Raw genomic sequence first — 24,748 nt, 5'->3', positions numbered from 1 at the left:
TCAGTTCACTTGCCGTTCTTTCCCGACCCAGAACGGATCGCGGAGCTGCCGTCGCAGGATCTTGCCCGAGGCATTCCGTGGCAAGGCCTGGATGAAATCCACCGTCTTTGGCGTCTTGAAGGCGGCGATGCGCTGGCGGGTGAAGGCGATGATATCGACCGCGCTGATGTCCTTGCCGGGCTTCAACGCCACCACAGCTTTGACAGCTTCGCCCCACGTATCATCGGGCACGCCGACCACGGCGACCTCCGCGACATCCGGATGATCGCAGATCGCGCTCTCCACTTCGGCCGGATAGATATTCTCGCCGCCGGAGATGATCATGTCCTTGATGCGGTCGTGAATGTAGAGAAAGCCGTCGCTGTCGAGATAGCCGGCATCGCCCGTGCGCAGCCAGTTGTCCCGGTCGAGCGTCCGCGCGGTCGCATCCGGCAGATTCCAGTAGCCGACCATGTTGGACGCCGAGCGCGTGGCGATCTCGCCGACTTCTCCGACAGGAAGCGGCTTACCGTCGGGATCGAGGATGGCGATCTCGATGCCCGGCAGTGCCTTGCCGGCGGAGCGCATGCAGTCGCGGCCTTCGATGTGATCTTCCGGCGCCAGCACGACGATGGTGCCGGTGGTTTCCGTCATGCCATACATCTGCACGAAGCCGCAGCCGAACACGGCGATGCATTCCTTCAGCAGGGCCGCGGGGATCGGTGATGCGCCATACATGATGTATTTGAGCTGCGAGAAATCCATTTCGCGGGCACGGGGCTGTCGCACGATGAACTGCATCGCGGCAGGCACCAGGAACAGCTTGCTGATGCCGTAGTCGCGAAAGAAATCCAGCACCTTGTTCGGATCGAATTCGCGGGCAATCACGCTCTTGGCGCCGTGGTAGAGGCCGAACACCGCCCAGCCGACGCCGCCGATGTGAAACACCGGCATCGCCACCAGCGAGACGTCGGTATCGGTCCAGACATTCCAGTCCGGATTCTCGTCGGTGCCGCCGATGCGCAGCAGCGACAGGAAATTCTGATGCGACAGCATCGCGCCTTTCGGCTTCCCCGTGGTGCCGGATGTGTAGAGCTGGATGGCGACGTCGTTATTCGTCGTTGCGATATCTGGATCGCTGTCGCTTTGCGCATCGCGCCATGCTGCAAAATCCTGCCACTCCGGCGCGCCGCCTTCCATCGTCATGATGGTGCGGACATGCGGGAGCTGGTCCTTCAGGCCGCGAACGAGATCGATGAATTCCGGCCCGACAAACAGCACGGCTGCCTTGGCGTCATCGACAATGAAAGCGATTTCCGGCCCGGCGAGGCGCCAGTTCACCGGCGCGGTGACGACCTTGGCTTTCACGGCGCCGAGCAGCAATTCGATGAAGAGGTCGCTGTTCTTGCCGAGATAGGCGATGCGCTCGTCCGGCTTTACGCCGAGTGCGATCAGGCCATTGGCGACCTGATTGGCGCGGCGATCGAGCTCGGCGTAGTTGGTCTCGCGTCCCTCGAACACCAGCGCAGTGGATGCGCCCCGTGTTCTGGCTTGCACGCGAACGACATCGGCCAGCGTGGCGGCTTCCGCAACGGACATGACTTCCCTCCCTGCATTTTTTAGTTGCGGCGAGTGTGAGGGCGTCGCGTGAGGCTGGCAAGATAAGAAAGGTGCTGCGGTGCAATGATCGTAGGATGGGTTGAGCGGAGCGATACCCATCACGGCCAGGCGCTGGTGGCGATGGGTATCGCTGCGCTCAACCCATCCTACACACTGGCCCTCATGGTGAGGAGCGCGCCACTTGCGCGCGTCTCGAACCATGAGCTGTCGGCGCTCCGCATCCATCCTTCGAGACGCCGCTTCCGCCTTCGCTCTTCGAGCTTCGGCGGACAAGTCGCGGCTCCTCAGGATGAGGGCGGAGTGTGTGGCGTCTAGGCCGCGCGGCCTTACCCCCGCTTCGCCTTGTCCTTCTCGTTCTGCGCCTTGATGCTTTCCTTTGCGGCATCCCAGTCGCCGTCCGACCAGTCGCGCAGCTGATAGAAATTGCCGCCCATGGCGAGCGCCTGGGCGCCGTCCATGGCGATGGTCTCGCCATTGATCCAGTCGCAGCCGCCGGAGATCAGGAAGACCGCGAGGTTCTGCAGTTCTTCCATGGTGCCGGTGCGGCCCATCGGGTTCAGCGCCTTGGTGCGCGCCCCGGCCTCGTCACCGGGCTTGATGCGCTTGCTCATGCCCTCGGTGGGGATTTCGCCCGGCGCAATCGTATTCAACCGGATGCCGTAGCGGCCCCATTCAGTAGCCAGCGACATGGTCATGGCATGGATCGCCGACTTGCTCATGGCCGACGGCACGACATAGGGGCTGCCATTGCGCACCCAGGTGACGGTGATCGACACCACATTGCCGCGGGTCTTGCCGGCGATCCAGCGGCGGCCGACGGCGTGGGTCACATAGAAGGTGCCATGCATGACGATATTCGCCACCGCATCGAAGCCGCGCGGCGACAGGTCCTGCGAGCGTGAGATGAAATTGCCGGCGGCGTTGTTGATCAGATCGGTCAGCGGGCCATCGGCCCAGATGCCCTCGATCATCGCGTCCACCGCGGCGCTGTCGCGGATATCGACGCCGTGGCTGGTCACCTTGCCGCCGAATTCGGCCATCAGCTCGGTGGCGGTCTCGTCGCACACGCCCTTGCGGCGACCGCAGATATGCACCTCAGCCCCCAGTTGCAGAAACTTGGCGGCCATGGATTTGCCGAGGCCGGTGCCGCCTCCCGTCACGAGAATATTCCGGCCGGCGAGGAGCTGTTGATTGAACATGGGCTGGTCCTGCTTTTGGAGGTTGCGGACATTTTAATTAGTTGGTTGACTAAAACCCCACAAACGCTTTCCTGTAAAGCGCAACGACGCGGTCACCGTGTTCAAGAACAAGTCTAGGAAGGAAACCTCCCATGGAAGATCGCGTCCAGGTGTCCATGTCGGGCGGCGTCGCCGATGTCCGGATGGTCCGCGCCGACAAGATGAATGCGCTGGATGCCGCCATGTTTGCGGCCTTGGTGGATACCGCCGACAGGCTCAGCCGCGAAAAGGGGCTGCGCGCGGTGGTGCTGTCCGGCGAGGGGCGGGCTTTTTGCGCAGGCCTCGACATGGGACGATTCGCCGCCATGAAAGAGAGCGGCGGCGACGGGATCGGCGGCGCCCAGAAGCGGGACCTGTCGCTGCGCACCCACGGGCTTTGCAATCATTCGCAGCAGGCGGTGTGGGGCTGGCGGCAATTGCCGGTGCCGGTGATCGCGGCTGTGCATGGCGTGGCCTTCGGCGGCGGCTTCCAGGTCGCGCTCGGCGCGGACATGCGCTACGTCGCGCCCGATACGCGGATGTCGATCATGGAAATCAAATGGGGGCTGGTGCCGGACATGGCGGGCACGCCGATCCTCGCCTCGCTGGTGCGCGACGACATCCTGCGCGAGCTCACTTACACCGGCCGCATTTTTACCGCGCAGGAAGCACTGAGCTACGGGCTTGCGACGCGGGTGGTCGATGACCCCCGTGCCGCTGCACTGGATGTCGCCCGTGAGATTGCCGGCAAGAGCCCGGATGCGATCCGCGCCACCAAGCGGATGCTCAATAATCTCTCGGTCGATCCCGGCCCGGCGCTGCTGGCTGAATCCGTCGAGCAGATGAAGCTGATGGGCGGGCCGAACCAGACCGAAGCCGTGCGCGCGAATATCGAGAAGCGCGCGCCGAATTTCGCGGACTCATAAACCCTACACTCCGCCTTCATCCTGAGGAGCCGCGTAGCGGCGTCTCGAAGGATGGATGCGGAGCTCCAGCAGCTCATGGTTCGAGACGGCGCTACGCGCCTCCTCACCATGAGGGACTGAGATTTCAAGAAGAATAACAAAATCGGAAGCGTCCCATGTCCACCTCCCTCCGTTATGGCGTGATCTCAGGCGATCGTCTGCGTTCGTTCGACGTCATCAATGCTCGCGCCAGCCGCATCGCGTCGGGCCTCGCAAAACTCGGCGTCAAGCAGGGCGACAGCGTCAGCATCCTGATGCGCAACGACATTGCGTTTCTGGAGGCGGCCTATGCGGTGGCGCGGCTGGGCGCCTATGCGGTGCCGGTGAACTGGCACTTCAAGCCGGAAGAGATCACCTATGTGATCAGGGATTCCGGCAGCAATGTCCTGATCAGCCATGCCGACATGCTGCATCAATTGCGCGATGCGATCCCGGCCGGCATTACCAAGATCTCCGTCCCGACGCCGCCGGAAATCGTGACCAACTACAAGGTCGATCCCGCGACACTCGGCACGCCCGATGGCGCCATTGATAGCGAGAGCTGGATCAAGGAGCAGCCGCCTTATGACGGCCCGGTGGTCCCGGCGCCGCACAACATGATCTACACCTCCGGCACCACGGGCCATCCCAAGGGCGTGCGCCGTTACGCGCCGACCCCGGCCCAAGCCGCGTCTGCCGATCAGATGCGCGCCCGCGTCTATGGCCTGAAGGAAGGTTCGCGCGCGCTGCTGCCGGGCCCGCTGTATCACTCCGCACCAAACGCCTTCGCACTGCGCGCCGGCCGTCTCAACGGCTTGCTGGTGATGATGCCGCGCTTCGATGCTGAGGAGTTTCTCCGCATCATCCAGGACGAAAAGATCGACACCATCTTCATGGTCCCGACCATGTTCATCCGCCTGATGAAACTGCCGGAGGACGTGCGCAAGAAATACGACGTCTCATCGCTGCGCCATATCATCCACGCGGCAGCACCTTGCCCGGCCGATGTGAAGACGGCGATGATCGACTGGTGGGGGCCGGTGATCTTCGAATTCTATGGCTCGACCGAATCCGGTGCAGTGACTTTCGCGAATTCCGAAGATGCGCTGAAAAAGCCCGGCACGGTCGGCAAGATCGCGCCCGGCGCCGAACTGCGCTTCCTGGGCGATGACGGTGAAATCCTGCCGCAGGGCGAGATCGGCGAGATCTATTCGCGCATCGCCGGCAATCCGGATTTCACCTATCACAACAGGCCGGAAAAGCGCGCCGAGATCGACCGCGACGGTTTCATCACCTCGGGCGATGTCGGTTACATCGATGCCGACGGCTACGTCTTCATCTGCGACCGCAAGCGCGACATGGTGATCTCCGGCGGCGTGAACATCTATCCGGCCGAGATCGAGTCGGCGCTGCATGCGCTGCCCGGCGTGCATGATTGCGCGGTGTTCGGCATTCCCGATGCGGAATTCGGCGAGAGCCTGATGGCGGTGATCGAGCCGCAGCCCGGCGTGGTGCTGGATCTGGCCAAGGTCCGCATCGATCTCAAGAAGGCGCTGGCGGATTACAAGGTGCCGAAGGCGATGGAGATCCAGAGCAACCTGCCGCGTGAGGATTCCGGCAAGATTTTCAAGCGGCGTCTGCGCGATCCCTATTGGGCGAAAGTGGGGCGAACGATCTAACTCGGTGTCGTCCCCGCGCAGGCGGGGACCCATGACCTCCGAAGCAGTAGGTAACACAACAAAGTCACCCCGACGGATCTTCGCCATATCGACGGTGTGTATGGGTCCCCGCCTGCGCGGGGACGACGGCTTAAGTTCTCTTCCCCCAACTTCATCTTGCATTGCAGCAAGACATGCGACCAAATGCGTCCCCGGCCACCTTTCCGGAGTTGTCCCGTGTCCATGACTTTGCCGAACGACCAGGAAACCGCCCCGCTGCACGGCGGGCCTATCGCCGATCCGCAGGCTGACGCGCAGCTGCGCGAAGACATCCGGCTGCTTGGCCGTATTCTTGGCGATACGGTTCGGGATCAGGAGGGCGCTGCTGTCTTCGATCTGGTCGAGGCCATTCGCCAGACCTCGGTGCGCTTCCATCGCAACGAGGACAAGGAGGCGCGGCAGGAACTGGAAGCCATTCTCGACGGCATGACCACCGCCGAGACCGTGCGTATCGTCCGCGCCTTCAGCTATTTCTCCCACCTCGCCAATATCGCCGAGGACCAGAACAATATTCGCCGCATGCGCGCCCAGCGCGCCGATGCCGCGTCGGCCAATGGCACCCTGGCGCATGCCGTGGCGCGCGCGCAGGACGCCGGCATCGACGCCAAGATGCTCGGCAAGTTCTTCAGCCAGGCGTTGGTCTCGCCCGTTCTCACCGCGCATCCCACCGAGGTCCGCCGCAAGAGCACCATCGATCGCGAAATGGAGATCGCGGCATTGCTCGATCGCCGCGAGCGGATGCAGCTCACGGCGGAGGAAACCGAGACACTGGACGAGACCCTGCGTCGCGCAGTGGTGACGCTGTGGCAGACCAATCTACTCCGCCGCAGCAAGCTGACGGTGCTCGACGAAGTGACTAACGGCCTCGCTTTCTACGACTACACATTCCTGCGCGAGGTGCCACGGCTGCATGGACGGCTCGAGGACAGTTTGAGCGATCAGGGCGGCCCGGAAGCCCTGCCGGCCTTCCTGCGCATGGGCAGCTGGATCGGCGGCGATCGCGACGGCAATCCCTTTGTGACCGCAGAGGTGATGGAAGGCACGGTGATGCTGCAAAGCCGGCGCGCTTTCAGCTTCTATCTCGACGAGCTCCATGCACTGGGTGCGGAACTGTCGATGGCGGCGCATCTCTCGGAAGTGTCCGACGAGCTGCGTGCGCTGGCGGAACGTTCGCCTGATCCGTCGCCGCATCGTGCCGGTGAGCCATATCGTCTCGCGATCTCCGGCATCTATGCGCGGATGGCGGCAACGGCCCATGCGCTCAAGGTGCCGAATCGTCGCGCGGCTGTGGGCGATGCACCGCCTTATGCGTCGGCCGCCGACTTCAAGGCCGATCTGGATGTGTTGGACCGCTCGTTGCATGCCGACAATTCCCGCGTGATCGCGCGCGGCCGGCTGCGCACGCTGCGCAGTGCAGTAGATTGTTTCGGCTTCCATCTCGCCAGTCTCGATATCCGGCAGAATTCAGCCGTGCATGAACGCACCGTCGCCGAACTGATCGATGCCGCAATGCCCGGCAAATCCTATCTGTCGCTGGATGAGGATGCACGCATCGCGTTGCTGGTCGCTGAGCTGAAGAATGCGCGGCCGCTCTCGTCCCTGTTCGTGAAATACAGCGACGAGACACTCGGCGAACTCGCGCTGTTCCGCATGGCCGCCGAGGTGCATGCCAAATTCGGCGCGGCGGCGATCCCCCAATGCATCATCTCCATGTGCAAGGGTGTCTCCGACATGCTCGAAGTGGCCATCCTCCTGAAGGAAGTTGGCCTCGTCGATTCCTCCGGCCGCAGCGGCATCAATATCGTGCCGTTGTTCGAGACCATCGAGGACTTGCAGGCCTCAGCCAAGATCATGGACCGGCTGTTCGCGCTGCATGATTATCGAAAGCTGGTCGACAGCCGCGGCGGCGTGCAGGAGGTCATGCTCGGCTATTCCGACAGCAACAAGGATGGCGGCTTCGTCACCTCGGGCTGGGAGCTTTACAAGGCCGAGATCAAGCTGGTCGATGTGTTCGAGCGCCACCACATTCGCCTGCGCCTGTTTCATGGCCGCGGCGGCTCCGTCGGCCGTGGCGGCGGCCCAAGCCACGACGCAATCCTGGCGCAGCCCGGCGGCGCGGTGGACGGCCAGATCCGCATCACCGAACAGGGCGAGATCATCTTCAGCAAATATTCGAATGCCGAAGTCGGCCGCAACAATCTGGAGATTCTGGCGGCCGCGACGCTGGAGGCGAGCCTGCTGGCGCCCAAGCACAGCGCGCCGCGCGGTGAATATCTGGAAGCGATGGAAGAGATCTCCGCGCTGGCCTTCAAGGCCTATCGCGGGCTGGTCTACGAGACCGACGGTTTTGTCGATTACTTCTGGGGATCCACCGTCATCAACGAGATCTCGACGCTGAATATCGGCAGCCGCCCGGCGTCGCGCAAGAAGACGCGGGCGATCGAGGATCTGCGTGCGATCCCATGGGTGTTCTCATGGGCGCAGTGTCGCTTGATGCTGCCGGGCTGGTACGGTTTCGGCAGCGCCATCGCGGCGTGGCTGAAGGCCCATCCGGACAAGGGCATGGCGTTCCTGCAGGAGATGCACCGCGAATGGCCGTTTTTCCGCACGCTGCTGTCGAACATGGATATGGTGCTGGCGAAGAGCTCCATCGCCATCGCCTCGCGTTATGCGGAGCTGGTGACCGACGAAGTGCTCCGCGAAAAGATCTTCGGCCGCATTCGCGCGGAGTGGCATCTGTCCATCGAGTCGCTGCTCGACATCATGGAGCAGGATGGCTTGCTGCAGGGCAATCCGCTGCTGGAACGCTCGATCCGCAACCGCTTCCCGTATCTCGATCCGCTGAACCACGTGCAGGTCGAGCTGCTGCAGAAGCATCGCGCGGAAGGCGATGGTGGCGACGAGCAGGTGCTGCGTGGCATTCAGCTCACGATCAACGGGATCTCGGCAGGGCTGAGGAATAGCGGGTGAGCGCGGACCGTAGGGCGGATGAGCGAAGCGTCATCCGCCGGCCGAGTGCACAGTTGAAACTCAGCGGCGGATTACGGCTTCGCCTCATCCGCCCTACGGCCGCGCCTGGTAACGCTCAACAAAAATGCGCACCCTGCGTTTCCACATAGACCGCATACAATGACTGGCTCGCTGTCATGAACAGCCGGTTGCGCTTCTTCCCGCCGAAACACACATTCGCGCAGGTCTCCGGCAGTTTGATCTGCCCGATGCGCTGCCCATCCGGCGCAAAGATCTGGACGCCGTCATAGCCGTCGCCGACCCAGCCGGCACCGACCCAGATATTGCCCTCGGTATCGACCCGCAGCCCGTCAGGAAAACCGGACTTGCCGTCCAGCGTCGTGTCGATCAGCGGCTTGCCGCCCGTGAGCTTGTCGCCGTTCACGTCATATTGCCACACGACATTCTTCGCATTCGGGTAATGCGTGATGCCGGTGTCGCAGACATAGAGCTTCTTGTAGTCCGGGCTGAAGGCGAGGCCGTTCGGCTTGAACGGATCGTCGGCCACCTTGCTGATCTGACCATTCGCGGGATCGATGCGATACACCGCTTCCTTCTGGTTCGGCTGGGTGACGCCTGGTGCGGCGCGCTGGCCCTCATAGAGGTTGATGCCGCCATAGCCGGGATCGGTGAACCAGATCGCCTTGTCGATGGGATTCACCACCATGTCGTTCGGGCCATTGAGCGGCTTGCCATTGGCCGCTTCGGCCAGTGTGGTCACGCCGCCATTGTGCTCGAAGCGGACCAGCCGCGTGCGCTGTGCCGAGAGCTGTCGTCCCTCGGTGTCGAACGAGTTGCCGTTGCTCTCTTCGGACGGATAGCGAAAGCGCTCGGAGATATGGCCGTCATCATCGAGGTAACGGAGCTGCCGGTTGGCGGGGATGTCGCTCCAGATCAGATATTGCCCCTGGGCATTCCAGGCGGGACCTTCGGCCCACAGGCAACCGGTATAGAGCCGCTTGATGACGGTGTTGCCGACCTTGGCCGTGAAACGCTTGGGATCGATGACGACGATATCGGGATCGGGATAGCGCTGCGGCTGAATATTGCGGCCGTAGTCGCGAGCAAGGGCCTTCGGCGCCACGATGGTCGAGGCCGCAAGCGCGCCGGCTGTCTGCAACATGCGCCGGCGATTGAGGGATGTCACATTTGAAGTGGGATCGGTATCACGCGGAGCAAATGGATTTTGCATCGTCGTCCTCCCTGCTGTCTGGCTTTGTCGCCAGTTGGTGGAAGGCTAGCGCGTTGCGACGCTGATACCAGCGAATTCGTTGCTGCCGCGCGGTGGCGGCAATGCACAATACTGTCTGTCGTTGCCCGGCTTGACCGGGCAACCCAGTAAACACTGACACTGCAGTCATGAAGGCGTTGCAAAAGAAAACGGCAGCGCGTGAGCACTGCCGTTTTCGTTGACTCGGTCACCCGGTCACGCCGGGTGACGACACGGGTGTTGTCAGACTTCGTGCTTGGCCGAAGCAAAGATCGCAATCAGCGTGATCACCGCGGCGGCCAGCACATAGTAGCCGATATAAGCGAGGCCGTAATTCGCCTGCAGATAGGTCGCGATATAGGGCGCGAGCGATGCGCCAAAAATGCTCGCCAGATTGAACGTCATCGACGAGCCGGTGTAGCGCACCGCAGTCGGGAACGGCGAGGCCAGCGCCGCGCCGATCAGGCCGTAATTGATGCCGAAGATCGCAAGACCGATCAGCGCGAAAGCGTAGATGCCGGCGACGCCGCCACCGAGCAGGGGTGCCACGAAGAACGAGAACACGATCACCATCAGGCAGTTGGCGATCAACAGGTTGCGGCGGCCGAGCTTGTCGGCGGCGAGGCCGGCCAGGATGTTGGTGGTGCCGAAGGCGATCGCGCCCGCGATCTGCACCTTCAACGCGTCGAGCAGCGACATCTTGGCGACGCCGACATTGTAGGAGAGCAGATAGGCGGTGCAGACATAGAAGAACACGAAGGTCATGAGACCGACCAGCGTGCCGAGAACGAGGCTGCGCTTGTGGTTCTTCAACAGTTCGATACCGGGGACGGCGACGCGCTCGGCCTTGTCGATGGCCTTCTGGAATTCCGGCGTCTCGGTGATCGACAGACGCACCCACAGGCCGATGACGATCAGCACGATGGATGCGAGGAACGGCACGCGCCAGGCCCAGCCCAGGAAGGCTTCGGGCGAGACGAAATGCAGCAGGATCCAGAAGGTGCCGGAGGCGAGGAACAGGCCGAGCGGCGCACCGAGCTGCGGGAACATGGCGTACCAGTTGCGCTTGCCGGGAGGCGCATTTTCAGTGGCGAGCAGAACGGCGCCACCCCATTCACCGCCGAGGCCGAGGCCCTGGCCGAAGCGGCAGATCACCAGCAGCAGGGGGGCTGCGAGGCCGATCTGCGCATGGGTCGGCAGCAGGCCGATCACCACGGTGGAGATGCCCATGGTGAGCAGGGCCGCGACCAGCGTGGTCTTGCGGCCGACGCGGTCACCGAAATGGCCGAACAGGATCGCACCGAACGGACGCGCGAAGAAGGCGATGGAGAACACCGCGAAGGAGGCGAGCAGCGCGGCCGTGTCGTTGCCGGCCGGGAAGAACAGTTTCGGGAACACCAGCACCGCGGCGGTGGCATAGACGTAGAAATCGAAGAACTCGATGGTGGTGCCGATCAGGCTCGCGGTGAGCACGCGCGCCGGAGAGTTCAAGGTCTTGGAATGCGCGGTTGTATTGGTCTTGGCCGCGGAGGGCATCGCGCCCGCGTGATCAGTCATGGTCATGTCCAGCAAATGCGGTCCGGCCCGCAGATGCGTGACGTCGAACCTTGTTATTTGCCGGTCACATATCCGACCTTGGCCAGAACTGGAATTCTTTATTGCGAAATTTGGGCGGTCACGGGTCAGATAACGTCAAAATGCATAGCTAATTTTGAAATATAATTTCTAATTCGATTTTGGGTTGTGAATTTCTCAGCCCCTCATGGTGAGGAGGCGCCCGTAGGCGCCGTCTCGAACCATGAGATGGCAAGGCTCCGCGCTTGCCGCCATCCTTCGAGACGCAGCGCAGGTGCGCTGCTCCTCAGGATGAGGGCGGAATGTGTGGCCTTACACCGGATCCCAGCTGAAAATATCAGCCGAGCGGTCCAGCCTGTAGAACGACGACTTCAGCGCCGGCATGCCGTGTTCGGCGAGGGTCTGCGGGGTCCAGCCTTCGTCACGGTGGATCGAGCGGATCGGGCGCGACTGGCCCATCAGGAAGATCTCGTTCATGCGCGCGGCGAAGATCTGGCCCGACACGTCCTTGCCGGCGTCCGACAGCAGGAAGGCCACCAGCGGGGCGATCTTTTCCGGGCCCATGCGCTGCATGCGCTCGACGCGGGCCTTCTCGGCTTCGGTCTCGGTCGGGATCGATCCGATCATGCGGCTCCAGGCGAAGGGCGAGACGCAGTTCGAATTGACGCCGTAGCGCTGCATGTCGAGCGCGATCGACTTCGACAGGCCGACGATGCCGAGCTTGGCGGCCGCGTAATTGGCCTGGCCGAAATTGCCGACGAGGCCCGAGGTCGAGGTGAAGTGCACGAAGGAGCCGGAGTTCTGCTCGCGATAGATGCGGGCGGCGGCATGCGAGGTGTAGAACGAGCCCATCAGATGGACCTTGATCACGGCCTCGAAGGCGTCGATCGACATCTTGTGGAAGATGGCGTCGCGCAGGATGCCGGCATTGTTCACCACGCCGTCGAGACGGCCATAGGTGTCGACAGCCTGCTTGATGATCTTGCTGGCCGGGATCGCTTCGGCGACGGATTCGAAATTGGCGACGGCCTTGCCGCCGGCCTTCTTGATTTCCTCAACGACTTCTTCCGCTGGCGCGGCAGAGGTGCCGGCACCGTCGGTCGCGACGCCGGGATCGTTGACGACGACGCTGGCGCCTTCAGCGGCGCAAAGCAGCGCGATGCCGCGGCCGATGCCACGACCCGCGCCGGTGACGACGACGACCTTGCCGTCAAGCATTTTGGTTTTTGCCATGTAATTTTCCTCTTGGTTGAAACTCTGGTGTTCATGGTCACCTCTCCCCACCGGGGAGAGGTCGGCGCGTAGCGCCGGGAGAGGGGAAGCCACAGGCTCCGACGTCACGTGGGGCTGCCCCTCTCCCTAACCCTCCCCCCGGAGGGGGGAGGGGACGCTATGGCGCTTGTCGCTACTTCTCATTCGTAAAAATCACCGTCCCCGACGCGGCGAACATGCCGCCGACGCCGTGACAGACGGATATCTTGGCGCCCTCGACCTGCGCCGGCGCAATCCCCCGCATCTGCCGCACGCTCTCCTGCAGCGCATACATGCCGTACATGCCGGAATGCATGTAGCTGAGCCCGCCGCCATTGGTGTTCATCGGCAGCTTGCCGCCGGGGCGCGTGTTGCCGTCAGCGATGAACTTGCCGGTCTCCTCATGCGGCATGAAGCCGAGATCGCCGAGGCCATACAGCGGGAGATGCGCGAAGGCGTCGTAGATCATCAGGTGATCGACATCCTTGTGGGTGATGCCAGCCTCCTTGAAGGCCGTCGGCCCCGCCACGCGGAAGGCACGTGACGAGTCGAAGGTCTCCATCTGGCTGACCATCGGCGTTTCCACGCTCTCGCCGGTGCCGAGAATATAGACCGGCTTGTTCGGGAAATCCTTGGCGCGATCCGCCGAGGTCAGGATCAGCGCGCCGCCGCCATCGGTGACCAGGCAGCATTGCAGGATGCGGAACGGATAGGCGATCATCTTCGAGTTCAGCACGTCCTCGACGGTGATCGGCGCCTTCATCATCGCGCGCGGATTTTTTGCGGCCCATTCGCGCTGGAACACAGCGACCGAGGCGATCTGCTCATGGGTGATGCCGTGGGTCTTCATGTAGCGCAGTACGGGAATCGGAAACATGCTCGGCGGGCCATAGACGCCGTAAGGCGCCTCGAACTGTCCCTGCAATGAGTCCGCCGGAATCGAGCGCGGCAATTTGCCGATCATCGACTTGCCTGACTCCGCATGCGTGATCAGCACGGTCTTGCAGAGTCCCGCCTCGATCGCGGCTGCGGCGTGGCGGACATGCAGCATGAAGGAGCAACCGCCGACGGAGGTGCCATCGACCCAGGTCGGCGTGATGCCGAGATAATGCGCGAGCTGCTGCGGCGTCTCCACCGCGGTGGCGATGCCGTCGATGTCGGACAGTTTCAGTCCGGCATCCTTGATGGCGTTAAGCGCCGCATCCGCATGGAGCTGGATCTGCGACATGGTGGGGATGACGCCGAGCTCGGTGGTCTCGGCTGCGCCGACAACGGCGACTGCGTTTCTGCGCATGACCTCAGCCCTTCGCCGGACGGAATACGGGGAGGGTGAGCGTGTCATCCACCTTCTGGAACGCGACCTCGAGCTTCATGTCGAGTTCGAGCGCTTCCGGTGTCTGCGCGCAATCGATGATGTTGCTCATCAGCCGCGGGCCTTCGTCGAGCTCGACAACCGCAATCGCGTAAGGCGGCGTGAAGCCAGGAGCGGCCGGGCGATGATTGATCACGTAGCTGTAGAGAAAACCTTTGCCCGAGGCCTTGAACACCGAGACATTCCGCGAGGCGCATTTCGAGCAGAACGGGCGCGGCGGGAAATACACATGCGAACAGTCGTCGCAGCGCTGCAGGCGCAATTCGCCGGCCTTGGCGCCGTCCCAGTAATGCTGGGTTTCCGGTGTCGGTTTCGGGCGTGCCCGCGCTGGTTCGGCCATCTGTTCCTCCAGTGCCGGGATGCTCCCGGTTCGTTGTGGTCAAGGACATTCCACATCGGCCGGTGGCGGTCCAGCGCCCGTGTTGCATAGCCGTAATCGCGGATCGCGGACCACATTTGACACCAATCTGGTGGGATGGTCTGAGTGCCTACCGCGCTGCAACTCCGTCGGGAATGTCGCGGCAGAATACCGGGAAACGAAACAAGCGAGGGCCCTTTGCGCAGCATCAGGATCGGCTCCGGCGCCGGCTATTCCGGCGACCGTATCGAGCCCGCGGTCGAACTCGCCGAGAAGGGCGACATCCAGTATCTCGTCTTCGAGTGCCTCGGCGAACGCACCGTCGCGCTGGCGCAGCAGGCGCGGATGAAAAATCCGGACAGCGGCTTTGACCCATTGCTCGAGGAACGCATGCGCGCGGTGCTGCCGATCTGCGCCGCAAAAGGCATCAAGATCGTCACCAATATGGGCGCCGCGAACCCCGAGGCAGCCGCGCGAAAAACGGCAGAGATCGCGAAAGCGATGGGCCTGCCGAAACTGAAGATCGCCGCCATTGTCGGCGACGATGTGCTCGATGCCTGCAAGGGGAGCGACCTGCCTGTGCTCGAATTCGACAGCACCATGCGCGGGCTCGGCAACAAGGTTCTCTCCGCCAATGCCTATCTCGGTGCCGAGCCGATGGCCGCTGCATTGAAGGACGGCGCCGATGTCGTCATCACCGGCCGCGCTTCCGATCCTGCATTGTTTCTCGCGCCGATGATCCACGCTTTCGGCTGGTCGATGACCGACTGGAATCTGCTTGGCCAGGGCATCGTGGTCGGCCATCTCCTCGAATGCGCGGGCCAGATCACCGGCGGCTATTTTGCCGATCCCGGCTTCAAGGATGTGCAAGGCCTTGCGCGGCTCGGCTTTCCCATTGGCGAAGTCAGCGAGGACGGCACGCTGGTCGTGACCAAGGTCGAGGGCTCCGGCGGCGAAGTCTCTGCGCGCACCTGCAAGGAGCAGTTGCTCTATGAGGTGCATGATCCCAAACGCTATCTGCAGCCCGATGTGGTCGCGGATTTTTCGCAGGTGAAGATCGAGGAGATCGGCAAGGATCGCGTCCGCGTCACCGGCGGGCAGGGCACGCAGCGACCGGATACGCTGAAAGTCTCGGTCGGCTATTTCGATAGCTATATCGGCGAGGGCCAGATCTCTTATGCCGGCCCCAACGCCGTCGCGCGCGGCCGCCTTGCGCTCGACATCGTGCGCGAGCGCCTGAAACTGACCGGTGTCATCACGTCCGAAACACGCTTCGATCTCATCGGCGTCGATTCCCTGCACGGCGAATCTCTCGGCGCCCGCTCCGAACCGTATGAAGTCCGCGTTCGCGTCACCGGCCGCACGGACAGCCTGCGCGAGGCGGTCCGCATCGGCAATGAGGTCGAGACGCTCTACACCAATGGCCCGGCCGGTGGCGGCGGCGCCACCAAGTCGGCGCGCGATGTCATTGCCGTCGCCTCGGTGCTGCTGCCGCGCGAGCAGGCAAAGCCATCCGTCCGTTTCGTGGAGGCCCGAGCAGAGCGTAATTCGCCTGTCGTCCCCGCGCAGGCGGGGACCCATAACCTCCGAGGCCTGCCGCGACGCGCTCTCACTGCGACAGCGCTCCTTATAATCCGACAGCGTGTAGGGGTCCCCGCCCCGTGCACGCCTTTGGCGTGCGAGGCGGGGACAACGACGGAGATCGGGTCATGAAGCTGCGTGACATCGCCCATTCCCGCACCGGGGACAAAGGCAACATTTCCAACATCTCGGTAATTGCCTTTGACGCAAAGCTATATCCGTTGCTATTGTCCGAGGTGACCGCCGAGCGCGTGAAAACGTTGTTCAAGGACATCGTGCAGGGCGAGGTGGTCCGCTATGAACTGCCCAATATTTCCGCACTTAATTTTGTGATGGATCAGGCACTTGGCGGTGGAGTCACGCGATCGCTGGCGCTCGATGCGCATGGCAAGTCGCTCAGCTCCGCGCTGCTCGATCTGGAAATTACCGGCCGTATCGGCGATACCGACGAGGCGCCGTGAACGCATCCGGTCACGGCCTGACCAAGCTACTGGACAGGAACCGTGACCATGTCTGCACCGACACTCGCCAGCCTCGCCGTCGATCTCGCAGCCGGCCGCACCACCTCGCGACAACTGGTCGAGGACTGCCTCGCCAGGATCGCTGACCCGAAAGGCGAGGGGCAGCGGGTCTATATCCATGTCGATAAGGACGCCGCTCTGGCCGCCGCTGACGCGATGGACGCGTTGCGCAAGGCCAATGCGGCGCCGTCGCGCTTTGCCGGCATTCCGATCTCCATCAAGGACCTGTTCGACATCAAGGGCCAGGTCACCCGCGCCGGCTCGCGCGCGCTCGATGACTCCGCGCCGGCCGACAGCGATGCCCCCACGGTGGCCCGCTTGCGTGCCGCCGGCTTCATCCTGATCGGCCGCACCAACATGGTCGAGTTCGCCTATTCCGGCATTGGCACCAATCCGCATTACGGCACGCCGAAGGGCGCCTGGAAGCGCGAGGTCGGCCATGTGCCGGGCGGTTCGTCCTCGGGCGCCGGCGTGTCCGTGCTCGACGGCATGGCCCATGCGGCGCTTGGCACCGACACTGGCGGCTCCTGCCGCATCCCCGCGGCCTTCAACGGCATTGTTGGCTACAAGCCGACCCAGCGCCGCGTGCCGCTCGATGGCGCCGTGCCGCTGTCCTTCACCCTCGACAGCATCGGTCCCCTGGCGCGCAGCGTCGCCTGCTGTGCGGCGATGGATGCCGTGCTCGCCGGCGAGCCGGACTTCGAGCTCACCCCGCGCGCCATCAAGGGCATGCGTCTCGCGATCCCGACCACGATCGCCATGGACGAACTCGATCCCGTCGTCGCCGAGGTGTTCGAGCGCAGCATCAAGCTGCTCACCGAGAAGGGCGCGCTGATCGAGCGCATCGAAGTGCCGGCTTTCAACGACATCCCGCTCATGAGCAGCAAGGGTGGCTTCACCGCGGCCGAGAGCTTCGCCTGGCATCGTGAACTGCTGACGGCGAAGGGCGATGTCTATGATCCCCGCGTCGCCGTGCGCATTGCGCGCGGCGAGGCGATGACGGCCGCCGATTATATCGATCTCCTGCCGATGCGCCGCTCGCTGATCGCGCGGGCCGAGGCGACGATGGCGCCCTATGATGCGCTGGTGATGCCGACCTGTCCCATTGCACCGCCATCGATCGCCGAGATGGCCGACGACAAGGTGTTCGCCAAGAAGAACCTGATGGCGCTGCGCAATTGCACGCTGATCAACATGATCGACGGCTGCGCCATCTCGCTGCCGATCTCGCGCAAGGACGAAGCCCCGGTCGGGTTGATGCTGGCTGCGGCGGGTGGCAACGACCGCCGCATTTTCGAACTCGCCGCTGGAATCGAAAAGACGATCCACGGCTAACTCCGCCCCTCATCCTGAGGAGCGCGCACTTGCGCGCGTCTCGAAGGATGGCGACGGAGCGCAATAGCTCATGGTTCGAGACGGCGCTGCGCGCCTCCTCACCATGAGGGACAGAGACGGACTTTTACAAAGGACCAATACATGACCACCACCATCGCACTCACGCTCGACGCCAAGGGCGCGCAGACCCCGCTCAACATCACGCTGACCCAGGGCGTCATCGCCGGCTGGACCGGCCGCGATCCCGTCGCGCGCGATCATCACATCAAGGAGCTGCAGGAGCTCGGCATCGCGCCGCCGGCGACGACCCCAATCTACTACCGCTGCTCGGCGCGCCGCTTCACCACCGACGGCATGATCGAGTGCACCGACGTGAATTCGTCGGGCGAGGTCGAGTTCTGCCTGATCGCCTCCGGCGGCAAGACCTATGTCGGCGTCGGCTCCGACCACACCGACCGCCAGGTCGAGACCTACAACATCACCGTGTCGAAGCAGATGTGCGACAAGCCCATCGCGCCGGTGGTGTGGGCGCTCGAAGAACTTCTCCCGCATTGGGATGAGATCATCCTGCGTTCGTGGGCGACCATCAAGGGCGAGAAGGTGCTGTATCAGGAAGGCAAGCTGAGCGGCATGCTGCCGGTGGCCGAACTGATCAAGAAGGGCTTTGACGCGAGCACGCTGCCCGATGGCACCGCGATGTTCGGCGGCACCTTTGCGGCGAAGGGCGGCATCCGCCCGGCCGATCGCTTCGACTTCGAAATCGAGGACCCCGTGCTGAAGCGCAAGATCAGCCACGGCTACGACATCAAGACCTTGCCGGTGGTGGGGTAAACTCAGCCGTCGTCCCCGCGCAGGCGGGGACCCATACCCTCCGTCGGCAAAAGTGAAACCAGGCAGCCGCCGCTACCGCGTTCTTGCCATTGCTTCGGTGTCTATGGGTCCCCGCCTGCGCGGGGACGACACCGAGTTTCCGGAAATCGGGTGGCGCCATCGCGACCATCCCCCACAATGCAGCCCCACCTGTTGCCGATGATCGGCGCATATCCGGCGGCTGCATCATGCCATCTGCAACTATCGCCACACGCCCCGCATCTGATCCGCGCCTCGATGCCATCGACTGGCCGCGCATCGGCGCCGATCTCGACGCGCAGGGCTGCGCCGTCTTCGACAAGCTCCTCACGCCGGACGAATGCCGCGCCCTCGCCGCGCTGTATCCCGACGACGCGCGTTTCCGCAGCCGCATCGTGATGGCGCGCCATGGGTTCGGCCGCGGCGAATACAAATATTTCAATTATCCGCTGCCCGATCCCATCGCCGCGCTGCGTCCCGCGCTCTATGGCCCGCTCAGCGCCATCGCCAATCGCTGGAACGAGACCATGGGCATCGATGTCCGGTTTCCCAGCGATCACGCCGCCTTCCTGAAGCGCTGCCACGAGGCCGGTCAGACCCGCCCCACGCCGCTGCTGCTGCAATATGACGCCGGCGACTACAACTGCCTGCATCAGGACCTCTACGGCGAGCATGTCTTCCCGCTGCAGGTCGCGATCTTGCTCTCGCAACCCGATCAAGACTTTACCGGCGGGGAATTCGTGCTCACCGAGCAGCGCCCGCGGATGCAGTCGCGCGCCGAGGTGGTCTCGCTGCAACAGGGCGACGCCGTGGTGTTTGCCGTGCATCATCGCCCTGTTCAGGGCACCCGCGGCAGCTATCGCGTCAACCTGCGCCACGGCGTCAGCCGTGTTAAGACGGGCCGGCGCCATACGCTCGGCGTGATCTTCCATGATGCAAAGTGAGTGCAAGTGAATAGATGACCGACCTGTTCGCCGCCATCCGCGACACGCAGCCCCCTCGCGAAAATCTCGGCGAAGGCGCCGTGCTGCTGCGCGATTGTGTTGGCACGGACGAGCAGGCCCTGCTGGCCGATCTCCGTATCATCGTGAAGGCCGCGCCATTCCGGCATCTCATCACGCCCGGCGGTCATACCATGTCGGTGGCGATGACCAATTGCGGCCGGGTCGGCTGGGTGTCGGATGCGCGTGGCTATCGTTACGATCCGGTCGATCCCGACAGTGGCGAGACCTGGCCGTCGATGCCACCATCGCTGCGCAACCTCGCAGCGCGCGCCGCGTCGGAGGGCGGCTATACCAACTTTGCGCCCGATGCCTGCCTCATCAACCGCTACAAGCCCGGCGCAAAACTCTCGCTGCACCAGGACAAGGACGAACTCGACCTCGGCGCGCCCATCGTCTCGGTCTCGCTCGGCCTGCCGGCCACGTTCCTGTTCGGTGGCCTCACGCGCAATGCGGCGCAGAAGCGCTATCGCCTGACCCATGGCGATGTGGTCGTCTGGGGCGGCCCGTCGCGGCTGGCCTATCACGGTGTCGCGCCGCTGCCGGAGGGCGAGCATACGGTGATGGGCGCCCAGCGCATCAATCTCACCTTCCGCAAGACCCGTTGATATCAGCGCGGTGAACACTTTCCTTCGCCGCAGCGACCATTCTATGGTTGCGCGGGGCGAGGGGACCATGAGCGAACAGGAACGAACCGGCACATCAGGCGCCGCTACGGGCGCGGGCGCGTGGCTCGCGGTGCTGCAGCTGGTCTTCACCCTCGGCTGGGTCACCTATGTGATCTATCTGCCAAAGCTCGCCGCCGATGCCGGCATCGCGCCGGCGGTGGTGATCTATATCCTGATGCTCGATCAGGCGATCTTCACCGTCACCGATACGCTGATGGGCATGATGGCCGACAAAGTGTCTGCGGTGGTCGGGCGCCTCGGGCTGATCGTCGGCATCATCACTGCGATTTCATGCGCCTGTTTCGTCGCGCTGCCTTTCGTCGCTGGTGCCGGCCCCACTGCGCAGGTCGCGCTGATCGTCCTCATCGTGATCTGGTCGGCGACATCCTCCGCCCTGCGTGCGCCGCCGCTGGCGCTGCTCGGCAAATATGCCGCGCTCCCGTCGCGGCCGATGCTCGCCTCGCTGGCCATGCTCGGCTACGGCCTCGCCGGTGCCGTCGCGCCTTACATGGCCACATCGCTGCGTGGCGTCGATCCGCGCGTGCCCTTCGTGATCGCTGGCATCACGCTGCTGCTGGTGACAGTCCCGCTGTCGCGGGTCGAGCGCGGCCTTGTACAGGTCAGCGCGCGGGAGAAGCCGGCGCTGCCTGCACAGGACAAGGCGCTCGGTCGAACGCCATTGCTGTTCATTGCGGCCATGACGATCCTCGCGCTTGGATTCCAGCTTCATGTCAGCATCAACAGCGTGCCGTTCTTCCGTCGCTTCGCCGCAGCAGCGGACCTGCAATGGCTGCTGCCGGTGTTCTGGATCGGCTTCAACATCGCGATGTTTCCGGCCGGTGTTCTGGTCAAGCGTTTCGGCGGCATCGTCGTCATCGGCGTCGCTGCGCTGATCGGTGCGGTCGCCGTTATCGCGGCCGAACTGGCGCCGAATCTCGACCTGCTGATCGCCGCGCAATTCGTCGCCGGCGCCGCGTGGGGCTGCGTGATGATGAGCGCCGTCACCGCCGCCATGGCGATCGGCGAGACAGGCGCCGAAGGCAAGGTCGTCGGCCTCGTCTTTTCGGCGCTGGCGCTCGCCACCTTCGCGCGCATGGGGGCAGTCGCGGGCGGTCTGCCCGCCGTGCCGGATTATGCGGCGCTGCTCCGATGGCTGCCGGTGGTGTGCTGGGCTGCTGCCGGTGCGATCTTGCTGCTGCTGGCGTCTCGGCGCTGGCACCAGCAAGGTGCGGTGTCAGCGGTATAATCGTTCTGGCTCGCGCCGAGATCCGATTTAATCGCGCGATTAAAAATCCGCTGGCCAAGCCCGGCAGCCCTCGCTACGTTTCCGCCATAAAAACAAACCGAGGAAACGACAATGACCCGAACGGGCATCCTGGCTGCCGCGCTTTTTGCGTGCCTCAATGGCTCCGCGCTGGCCGAGCCGATCACCAAGCCACTCTCCATCGCCGTACTGAACGACAAGAGCTCCGTGTTCTCCGATGCCGGCGGCACCGGCAGCGTGGTGGCCGCGCAGCTCGCCATCGACGATATCGGCGGCAAGGTCCGTGGCCAGCCCGTCAAACTGCTCGGGCCGGATCACCAGAACAAGACCGATATCGGTGTCTCGCTGGCGCGCGAACTTTACGATCAGCAGAAAGTGGATGCGATCTTCGACATCGGCAATTCCGCCATTTCGCTGGGCGTGCAGAATCTCGCCCGCGAGCGCGGCAAGGTGCTGGTGCATGTCGGTTCCGCGACGGCCGACGTGTTCGGCAAGCAATGCGCGCCGACCGCCGCCATGTGGCTCTACGACACCTATTCGCTGGCGCAGGGCATCGCGAAAGCCGTGGTGAAGGATGGCGGCGATACCTGGTATTTCATCACGGCGGATTATGCCTTTGGCATCGCCATGCAGGCCGAGGTCGCAAAGGTCGTCGAAGGCGCCGGCGGCAAGGTCTTGGGTTCGGTGAAACATCCGGTCGGCAGCATGGATTTCTCGTCCTTCCTGCTGCAGGCGCAATCATCCGGCGCCAAGGTGATCGCATTGGCCAATGCGTCGGGCGATACCGTCACCAATATCAAGCAGGCGCGTGAATTCCAGATCGGCGAGGGCAAGCAGAAGCTCGCGGTGCTGATCTTCTATCTCACCTCGGTGAAGGCCCTCGGCGCCGAAGCGACGCAAGGCGTGCAATATCTCGAAGGCTATTACTGGGACAATGACGATGCCAGCCGCGACTTCGGCAAGCGCTTCATGGCCAAGCACGGCAAGATGCCGACGCATTCCCAGGCGGGCGTTTACAGCGCCGTGAAACACTATCTGCGCGCTGCTGAAGCCGCCAACGACAATGACGGCCTCACGGTGATGCGCAAGATGAAGGAAATGCCGGTGGATGATTTCTTCGCGCCGGGCGCCAAGGTGCGCGAGGACGGCCGGCTGATGAACGACATGCTGCTGGCGGAAGTGAAGAAGCCGTCGGAAGTGAAGGGCGAATGGGACCTGCTCAAGATCAAGGGCAAGGTGAAGGCCGCGGATATCATGCGCCCGATCAGCGAGGGCGGCTGCACGCAGTTGGATCCACCGGTGAAGTAGGAGCTCTTTAACCTCTCCCCGCCCTTTTGCGGGGAGAGGTCGCCGCGTCTTCGCGGCGGGTGAGGGGCGTGGCACGCGCTTTCCGCCTGGATTCTTGTGGAGCTCTGTAGAACGCGTTTCGAAATTTCTTCGATCCGATCGCGCTCGGTCAACACAGCCCTCGTGCCTCGCCCCTCACCCGATCCGGCTGCGCTGCGCTACGCCGGATCGACCTCTCCCCGCGCAAGATGCGGGGGAGAGGTTAAGAGCCCTACGGCTTCTTCGGATGGATGAACGCCCACGGGCTCACTTCCGAGTCCCGTGGCACGTCGATCGCGATCAGATACGGCCCACCATCCGCCAGAGCCTTCTCTAGTGTCGGCTTGAACTCCGCCGGTGACTTCACCCGCGCGGCGTTCACCCCGAACGACTCCGCCAGCTTCACAAAATCCGGATTGACCAGATCCGCCGCCACCACGCGGCCGTCGAACACCGTGAGCTGGTCGCGGCGCACATTGCCATAGGCATTGTTGTCGAACACCAGCACCACCACGCCGATCCTGAACTGCACGGCGGTCGCGAGTTCCTGCACCGCGAACATGAAGCCGCCATCGCCGGTGATCGCCACCACCGGCCGGTCCGGATGCGCCACCTTGGCGCCCAGCGCGGTAGGGAAGCCGGAGCCGAGCGTGCCCTGATAACCGGAAGTGATGAAGGTGCGCGGCTGATACACCGGGAAGCCGTACCAGGAGGTGAATCCGACCTGGGACAGCTCGTCGGTAACGATGGCGTTGTCGGGCAGCACATCGCGCAGGATGTCGAGATAGGCCATCTGCGGCTGAACGACCTGGATATCCTTCGCAGCCTTGGCCGACGCTGTGCGGATCGTCTCGCGGCGACCGGATGTCTTCGTATATTCGGCTTTGCTCACCGCAGCGGCCAGCGCACGCGTGCCTTCCGCCGCATCGGCGATGATCGGTGCATCGACTTTGAGCCGCCTGAACTCGACGGGGTCGATATCGATGCGGATGGATTTCAGCCCATCCGGCCTGAACGGCCAGCGGAAGGTGGCCGGCAATTCCATGCGCGAGCCGATGCCGATCATCAGGTCGGTCTGCGGCCACAGGTTATAGGCGGCGGCCATGGTGAGCCCGAGCTCGTGCGCATTGCTGACAATGCCGCGCCCGGAACGGAACGCCACCACGGGTGCATCGATCATCTCGGCAAGTTCGAGAATCTCGGCGCCGGCCTCCATCGCGCCAGCGCCGACGAAAATCATAGGCGCCTTCGCCGCCTTGATCAGCGCCGCCGCGGCCTTGATGCGATCCGGATCGGGCGCGGGCGGGGCGAATGGCGCAAGCACCGTCGCATCCGCCGTCTCCGCGCGCTGCGTAAAGACATCCCACGGCATTTCCAGCGCCACGGGCCCGCGGCGGCCGGACATCATCTCCTGAAATCCGCGCGCCACCCGGGTCGGCGCATCCGCGGGATATTCGATCCGCTCCGCCCATTTGACGAAGCTGCGCAGCGTCGCGAGCTGGTCGGGCATTTCGTGCAGATGACCGCGGCCACGGCCGAGATAGTCCGTCGGTACCTGGCCGGTCAGGCACATCACCGGCTCGTTGCAGCCGAATGCCGTCAACATCGCGGCACTCGCATTGAGGATGCCGGGACCGGGCACCACGCTGAACACGCCGGGCTTGCCCGACGCGCGCGCATAGCCGAAGGCCATATAGCCGCAAGCCTGTTCATGCCGCGCGCCGATCACATTGAGCTTCGCCTGATGGAAAGCGTCGAACAGCCCGTAGACCTGCGCGCCGGGCAGGCCGAACACGGTGTCGATCCCGTGGGCCTTCAACCCGCTGACAATGGCCTCGCCGCCTGTTTGTACTGTCATCATCAATTCCTGACTGTCGGTTCTTTCTTCACCTCTCCCCACCGGGGAGAGGTCGTCGCGCGCAGCGCGGCGGGTGAGGGGGCTGCCACAAG

General features: G+C 63.6%; 19 protein-coding genes. 11 read left to right on the top strand and 8 right to left on the bottom strand.

The window, feature by feature from the left end; genetic code table 11:
- Together AC1RQ5_RS22475 and AC1RQ5_RS22470 are read right to left on the bottom strand one after the other, a co-directional pair.
- Positions 1–1,578, bottom strand: coding sequence for a fatty acid--CoA ligase (locus AC1RQ5_RS22475; RefSeq protein ID WP_493201892.1), 1,578 nt, complete (start codon positions 1,576–1,578; stop codon positions 1–3).
- A gap of 347 nt (positions 1,579–1,925) precedes the next feature.
- The gene (locus AC1RQ5_RS22470; RefSeq protein ID WP_493201890.1) at positions 1,926–2,798 is read right to left on the bottom strand and encodes an SDR family oxidoreductase; all 873 of its coding nucleotides are present in this window, start codon (positions 2,796–2,798) and stop codon (positions 1,926–1,928) included.
- 131 nt (positions 2,799–2,929) lie between these two features.
- Here AC1RQ5_RS22470 and AC1RQ5_RS22465 point away from each other — a divergent pair, with 131 nt between their 5' ends.
- The 3 genes from AC1RQ5_RS22465 to ppc all read left to right on the top strand — a co-directional run bounded on the left by AC1RQ5_RS22465 (position 2,930) and on the right by ppc (position 8,448).
- Positions 2,930–3,742, top strand: coding sequence for a crotonase/enoyl-CoA hydratase family protein (locus tag AC1RQ5_RS22465; RefSeq protein WP_493201889.1), 813 nt, complete (start codon positions 2,930–2,932; stop codon positions 3,740–3,742).
- A 155-nt stretch (positions 3,743–3,897) separates the two neighbouring features.
- A complete protein-coding gene (locus AC1RQ5_RS22460) occupies positions 3,898–5,439 on the top strand; it encodes an acyl-CoA synthetase (protein WP_493201887.1) in 1,542 nt (513 codons plus the stop codon).
- Between the two features lie 222 nt (positions 5,440–5,661).
- A complete protein-coding gene (gene ppc, locus AC1RQ5_RS22455; RefSeq protein ID WP_493203524.1) occupies positions 5,662–8,448 on the top strand; it encodes a phosphoenolpyruvate carboxylase in 2,787 nt (928 codons plus the stop codon).
- Positions 8,449–8,563: 115 nt separating this feature from the next.
- Here ppc and AC1RQ5_RS22450 read toward each other — a convergent pair whose 3' ends face one another.
- The 5 genes from AC1RQ5_RS22450 to AC1RQ5_RS22430 form a co-directional block, all read right to left on the bottom strand.
- Positions 8,564–9,610 carry an SMP-30/gluconolactonase/LRE family protein gene (locus tag AC1RQ5_RS22450; RefSeq protein ID WP_493203522.1) on the bottom strand — a complete coding sequence of 349 codons (1,047 nt, stop codon included), beginning with the start codon at positions 9,608–9,610 and terminating at the stop codon, positions 8,564–8,566.
- A gap of 330 nt (positions 9,611–9,940) precedes the next feature.
- On the bottom strand, positions 9,941–11,254 hold the full coding sequence (locus AC1RQ5_RS22445) for an MFS transporter (RefSeq protein ID WP_398477047.1): 1,314 nt from the start codon (positions 11,252–11,254) through the stop codon (positions 9,941–9,943).
- Positions 11,255–11,584: 330 nt separating this feature from the next.
- Positions 11,585–12,505 (bottom strand): SDR family NAD(P)-dependent oxidoreductase, encoded by a 921-nt coding sequence (locus AC1RQ5_RS22440; protein ID WP_493201884.1) that lies wholly within the window; start codon positions 12,503–12,505, stop codon positions 11,585–11,587.
- A 172-nt stretch (positions 12,506–12,677) separates the two neighbouring features.
- Complete coding sequence (locus AC1RQ5_RS22435) at positions 12,678–13,817, bottom strand: thiolase C-terminal domain-containing protein (protein ID WP_493201882.1); 1,140 nt, start codon at positions 13,815–13,817, stop codon at positions 12,678–12,680.
- Between the two features lie 4 nt (positions 13,818–13,821).
- A complete protein-coding gene (locus tag AC1RQ5_RS22430) occupies positions 13,822–14,235 on the bottom strand; it encodes a Zn-ribbon domain-containing OB-fold protein (RefSeq protein ID WP_398477040.1) in 414 nt (137 codons plus the stop codon).
- 216 nt (positions 14,236–14,451) lie between these two features.
- On the opposite strand from AC1RQ5_RS22430, the gene AC1RQ5_RS22425 reads away from it, so the two are divergent.
- The 8 genes from AC1RQ5_RS22425 to AC1RQ5_RS22390 all read left to right on the top strand — a co-directional run bounded on the left by AC1RQ5_RS22425 (position 14,452) and on the right by AC1RQ5_RS22390 (position 22,780).
- Positions 14,452–15,966 (top strand): acyclic terpene utilization AtuA family protein, encoded by a 1,515-nt coding sequence (locus AC1RQ5_RS22425; protein ID WP_493201879.1) that lies wholly within the window; start codon positions 14,452–14,454, stop codon positions 15,964–15,966.
- Positions 15,963–16,295, top strand: a complete 333-nt coding sequence (locus tag AC1RQ5_RS22420; protein WP_398477177.1) for an AtuA-related protein — start codon at positions 15,963–15,965, stop codon at positions 16,293–16,295. Before AC1RQ5_RS22425 ends, AC1RQ5_RS22420 begins: the two co-directional genes overlap by 4 nt.
- Positions 16,296–16,343: 48 nt before the next feature.
- Positions 16,344–17,690: an amidase gene (locus tag AC1RQ5_RS22415; protein WP_493201877.1), complete on the top strand. Its 1,347-nt coding sequence runs from the start codon at positions 16,344–16,346 to the stop codon at positions 17,688–17,690.
- Positions 17,691–17,831: 141 nt separating this feature from the next.
- Positions 17,832–18,521: a DUF2848 domain-containing protein gene (locus AC1RQ5_RS22410; RefSeq protein ID WP_493201875.1), complete on the top strand. Its 690-nt coding sequence runs from the start codon at positions 17,832–17,834 to the stop codon at positions 18,519–18,521.
- Positions 18,522–18,748: 227 nt separating this feature from the next.
- A complete protein-coding gene (locus AC1RQ5_RS22405; RefSeq protein WP_493201873.1) occupies positions 18,749–19,483 on the top strand; it encodes a 2OG-Fe(II) oxygenase in 735 nt (244 codons plus the stop codon).
- 14 nt (positions 19,484–19,497) lie between these two features.
- Positions 19,498–20,148 carry a DNA oxidative demethylase AlkB gene (gene alkB, locus AC1RQ5_RS22400; RefSeq protein ID WP_493201872.1) on the top strand — a complete coding sequence of 217 codons (651 nt, stop codon included), beginning with the start codon at positions 19,498–19,500 and terminating at the stop codon, positions 20,146–20,148.
- A gap of 67 nt (positions 20,149–20,215) precedes the next feature.
- Entirely contained in the window at positions 20,216–21,454 is a 1,239-nt protein-coding gene (locus AC1RQ5_RS22395; protein ID WP_493201870.1) for an MFS transporter, read from the top strand.
- Positions 21,455–21,565: 111 nt separating this feature from the next.
- A complete protein-coding gene (locus AC1RQ5_RS22390; RefSeq protein ID WP_493201868.1) occupies positions 21,566–22,780 on the top strand; it encodes an ABC transporter substrate-binding protein in 1,215 nt (404 codons plus the stop codon).
- Positions 22,781–23,030: 250 nt separating this feature from the next.
- Here the strand turns inward: AC1RQ5_RS22390 and AC1RQ5_RS22385 are convergent, their stop codons facing one another.
- A complete protein-coding gene (locus AC1RQ5_RS22385) occupies positions 23,031–24,656 on the bottom strand; it encodes a thiamine pyrophosphate-dependent enzyme (RefSeq protein ID WP_493201866.1) in 1,626 nt (541 codons plus the stop codon).
- Between the last annotated feature and the right edge of the window lie 92 nt (positions 24,657–24,748).

This window comes from Tardiphaga sp. GW821-FHT12E02 (genome assembly GCF_058807155.1).
The sequence above is the reverse complement of the archived record's forward strand: the minus strand, read 5'-3'. Positions and strand labels throughout refer to the sequence as shown.